Annotated in this window: 6 protein-coding genes; 1 reads left to right on the top strand and 5 read right to left on the bottom strand. The window is 70.4% G+C overall.

Annotation, left to right across the window (positions count from 1 at the left end; genetic code table 11):
- From VIR15_RS13775 to VIR15_RS13760, 4 genes are all read right to left on the bottom strand, one after another.
- The coding region (locus VIR15_RS13775) for a MarP family serine protease (RefSeq protein WP_331928575.1) at nucleotides 1–935 on the bottom strand (935 nt) is incomplete at its 3' end.
- Nucleotides 932–1690: an NUDIX hydrolase gene (locus VIR15_RS13770; RefSeq protein ID WP_331928573.1), complete on the bottom strand. Its 759-nt coding sequence runs from the start codon at nucleotides 1688–1690 to the stop codon at nucleotides 932–934. The genes VIR15_RS13770 and VIR15_RS13775, both read right to left, overlap by 4 nt.
- Complete coding sequence (gene nth, locus VIR15_RS13765; RefSeq protein ID WP_331928578.1) at nucleotides 1687–2346, bottom strand: endonuclease III; 660 nt, start codon at nucleotides 2344–2346, stop codon at nucleotides 1687–1689. Before nth ends, VIR15_RS13770 begins: the two co-directional genes overlap by 4 nt.
- Before the next feature lie 109 nt (nucleotides 2347–2455).
- On the bottom strand, nucleotides 2456–3067 hold the full coding sequence (locus tag VIR15_RS13760) for a helix-turn-helix transcriptional regulator (RefSeq protein WP_331928571.1): 612 nt from the start codon (nucleotides 3065–3067) through the stop codon (nucleotides 2456–2458).
- 273 nt (nucleotides 3068–3340) lie between these two features.
- On the opposite strand from VIR15_RS13760, the gene VIR15_RS13755 reads away from it, so the two are divergent.
- A complete protein-coding gene (locus tag VIR15_RS13755) occupies nucleotides 3341–4018 on the top strand; it encodes a Crp/Fnr family transcriptional regulator (protein ID WP_331928569.1) in 678 nt (225 codons plus the stop codon).
- Nucleotides 4019–4061: 43 nt separating this feature from the next.
- On the opposite strand, the gene VIR15_RS13750 is transcribed toward VIR15_RS13755, so the two are convergent.
- Nucleotides 4062–4172: a hypothetical protein gene (locus tag VIR15_RS13750; RefSeq protein WP_331928577.1), complete on the bottom strand. Its 111-nt coding sequence runs from the start codon at nucleotides 4170–4172 to the stop codon at nucleotides 4062–4064.
- Nucleotides 4173–4208 lie beyond the last annotated feature (36 nt).

The following is a 4208-nucleotide window of genomic DNA, read 5'->3' as shown; positions in this document are numbered from 1 at the left end:
CGGACCCTGGCCGGAACGACGGTGTAGGGCCCGTCGAGCGGGAAGCCCGGGACAGCGGCAGCGGTGCCGCGCGGCAGGTCCGAGCCGAGTTCGAGCCCCGGCGCGTCCAGGCCGTCCGCGCTGATGACGGCGAGGTCCCGGTCGGGGTCGAAGATGACGACTCGCCCGGTGACCGTCTGGTCCTGGCTGGTGATCCGGACGCGTTCGGCGCCCGCCACGACATGGGCGTTCGTGACCACGCGCCCGGGGCTGAGGACCCATCCGGTCCCCTCCTGGGCGCGCGCGCACGAGTCCGAGGCGGTCGTCACCTTGACGACCGACGCGGCGGCCCGGGCGATCGCTCCGGCGTCGCCGATGGCGGGATCGGGCGCCTCGACCGGGGCGATCGGCTCCGGGACCAGGTCGCCGAAGACCTGTGGGAAGCCCTGGTTCGAGAGGAAACCGCGGAAGCCGGCGAAGACCTGGCCGGTCCCTTCCGGCATGACCGAGTCGACGGCCCGCAACACCCTCGACTCGGACACCGCCCTGGCTACAGCGGGGTTGCCGGCCGTGCGGAGCGAACCACCGAGGAACCAGATCATCAGGGACGCCGCGAGGACGACGACGATCGCGCCGAGGACGGAGTCGGTGCGCCGCACGGTGTGCTGGCCCAGCTGGCGCCTGATCTGGGCCCCGAGGAGACTGCCGAGCACCTGGCCGATCCAGCCCATGAGGACGACACCCATGATGAGGACGAGTACTCGTAGTCGCGGGTCGTTCGTCACGGCATCCAGGTCGGCGAGCACCGATGGCAGCAGCCAGATGCCGACGAGGGCTCCCATGAAGAAGCCGAGCAGGGAGAAGACGCTCGAGACGAGGCCGTGGCGGTAACCGGAGATTCCATAGGCGATGAGGATGAGCACGAGCGCGAGGTCGAGCAGGAGGCCTCCGGTCATCGGCGCTCCCTGAGGTAGATCTCGGGCAGCGGCCGGCGCCGCGACTCGTCCCACTCGACCGTGAGCCCGGCCAGGTCGAGCACTCGGCTGAGGAGCCCGGCCGTGAAGCCCCAGAGCATCAGGTGGTCGAGCTCGAAACCAGGCCCGACGAAGCCGCTCGGGTGGGTCACGGTGAAACGGCTCTCGGGGTCGACGAGGTGGGAGATCGGCACGGAGAGCACCTCGTGCACCTCAGCGGCGTCGCGCACGGTCACCGGGCTCGGGCGCGACCACCAGCCGAGGACAGGGGCGACGACGAAGTTGGCCGGCGGCAGGTAGAGGCTCGGGAGTACGTCAACCACGTCGACGCCGTCCGGGTCGATGCCGGCCTCCTCCTCGGCCTCGCGGAGGGCGGTGGCGACGCTGTCCTCGTCCTCGGGGTCGCGCGACCCGCCGGGGAAGGCAATCTGGGCCGGCTGGGTGCGCATCGTGTGCGAGCGCTCGATGAGAATGACGTGCTCGCTCCCGGACTCCTCACCCGCAGGCGCCGGACCGAAGAGCATGAGGACGGCCGACTCGCGGCCGCCCTCCTCCGGTGGCTGAAACCGGGAGAACCAGTGCGCGTCGACCGCGGGCACGCGCTCGGCGACGTGCTCGAGCCACCCCGGGCGAGGGAGCCCGGCCGGCCCGGGCGGGATCGAGCCGGACGTGCCGGAATGGATGACCCGCGCACTCCTCGGTTCGGGGATCGGCGAGGAGGTCCTGCGGCTCGTCATTTCGGGGCCAGCTCGAATTTCAGGAGCTTGGCGGCACGGTCCGGGTCGGTCTCGCCGATCCCGTAGCTGGGGCACCAGCGGGCAACCGGGCAGGCTCCGCAGGCGGGCGTCTTGGCGTGGCACGTGCGGCGTCCGTGGAAGATGACGACGTGGCTGAGCATCGTCCAGTCCCGCCGCATGAAGAGGGCGCCGACGGCATGCTCGACCTTGACCGGGTCCGTCTCATCGGTCCATCCGAAGCGCCGGACGAGCCGCCCGAAGTGCGTGTCGACCGTGATGCCCGGGATGTTGAAGGCGTTGCCCAGGACGACATTGGCGGTCTTGCGACCCACCCCGGGCAGCGTGACGAGGTCCTTCATCCGCCCGGGCACCTCGCCCTCGAAGCGCTCGACGAGGGCCTGTCCGAGTTTGATGAGGCTGTCGGTCTTCGCCCGGAAGAAGCCGGTCGGCTGGATGATCGTCTCGAGCTCGGTGCGGTCGGCGGAGGCGTAGTCGGCGGCGGTGCGGTACTTGGCGAAGACGATCGGTGTCACCTTGTTGACGCCGACGTCGGTGGTCTGCGCGGACAGGATGGTCGCGACGAGCAGCTCGAGCGGATTGGTGAAGTCGAGCTCGCAGTGCGCGTACGGATAGCGGTCGTGCAGTGCCCGGTACATCTTCCGGGCACGCCGGGTCCGCGCGACGGGACTCTCGTCGGCAGTCACGACGGCTCGAGCAGACACAGACGTCACTGTATGCCGCTGGGCTGGCACCCACCCAAAGGGCTCACTTCCATGGCGCTGCAATCCGCACGTCACCTCGAGGGGGTTCACACTGGCAGGGACAGACGGGCAGACAGGCGAGCTCGAAGCAGTCGTCGAGGCAGGTGCACTCCTGAGGGGGCGATGCCCGCAGGTCGGCCAAGGCCCGGTCCCGGCGCCGCTGGCGCTCGCGCGCCGCGCGCTCCCGTTCGGATCGGAGCGTCGGGTGGTCCTCCGGTGCCCGCCCGCGCTCGCGCAGGCGGTTGCGCTCCCGGCGCTGGCGGTACCAGCCGCGCGCCGGCGGCAGGCCCTTGCGTGGCTGGACTCCCCGCTCGTTGGGAATGCCGATGTCGGGCGGGGTCGCGTCGAGGTGAGCCGGGAAGCGCCGCTCCCGGTGGTCTCGCAGCGTGTCGGCCGGGACCGCCTGCACCGCGCGTCCCTCACGGTCGACGACCGCGAGACGCAAGCCGGCCAGCGCCAAGATCGACTCCATCGTCGGAATGTCAACTCGGACAGCGCTCGTCTCGAGCCTGCCAACGGCAGCCCGCGACAACCCGAGGGTGTCCGCCAGGTCCCGCTGGCTCAGGTCTGCGAGGCGTCGGGCTCGTCTGACGTAGCCGCCGACATCGAAGGCCACCTGTCCCCCTTCTCCGGACGATTTCGTGGCTCGACCCTGACACGCACCCCTGACATCCGCCCGCATGTGATCCTGCTCCGCTCCCCGGAGCAGAATGCGAGTCGCCGCGACCCCCTCGCATTTCGCAAAACGCACACCTGCGCGCGGACTCGTATCTTGCTCCGATTGGCGGAGCAGGATGCGATGCGGGCGCGTGGGGACCGTGGTTGTGGGCTCACGGCTGGTTCGGCGGGGAGCAGGTCACACGCACAGCCGTTCTGGCAGACTGACCCCGTGGACCCAGACGTGGTGAGACGCGCTCCCCTGTTCAAGGCACTCGACGACGAGCCTGCCTCTGCCCTGCAGGCACAGATGAGTCTGTCTCGCCTCGAGCGCGGGGACGTGCTCTTTCACGAGGGCGACCGCGGCGACACGCTGTACGTCATCGCGGAGGGCAAGATCAAGCTCGGGCGGACCAGCGCAGACGGTCGCGAGAACCTCGTGGCCATCCTCGGGCCGGGTGAGATGTTCGGTGAGCTCAGCCTCTTCGACCCCGGACCTCGCACGATGACCGCCACCGCAGTCGCCGAGACGCAGCTGCTCGGCCTCGGCAACGACTCCCTCACGGGCCTGCTCGCCGGCCGCCCCGAGGTCGCCAAGACGCTCCTCGCGGCTCTCGCCCAACGCCTCCGTCGCACCAACGCACATCTCGCCGACCTCGTCTTCACCGACGTCCCCGGTCGCGTGGCCAAGGCGCTCATCGACCTGTCCGAGAGATTCGGCCGGCACGTGGAGGGCGGCATCATGGTCGCCCACGACCTGACCCAGGAGGAGCTCGCCCAGCTCGTCGGCGCGTCCCGTGAGACGGTCAACAAGGCCTTGGCGGACTTCCAGTCACGCGGCTGGCTGCGGCTCGAGGCACGAGCGGTCCTCCTCCAGGACGTCGAGCGCCTCAAGCGCCGCGCCAAGTAGACCGACGACGGAGCCCGACCGGCAGGAAGGTCAGCCGGGTCGCTCAGTCGTCGATGCTCGGTTGCTCGCGCAGGTACTCGAGCTGCGCCTGCACGGACATCTCGGCGGCACCCCAGACGGTGCGCGGCACGTCGGCGTAGACGCGCTCGACCACCTCGCGGGCCGTCGAGTCGCCGGCAGCGAGCGCCGC

The organism is Intrasporangium sp., assembly GCF_036566125.1.
Lineage (GTDB): Bacteria > Actinomycetota > Actinomycetes > Actinomycetales > Dermatophilaceae > Intrasporangium.
This window is presented reverse-complemented; position numbering and strand designations above follow the sequence as displayed.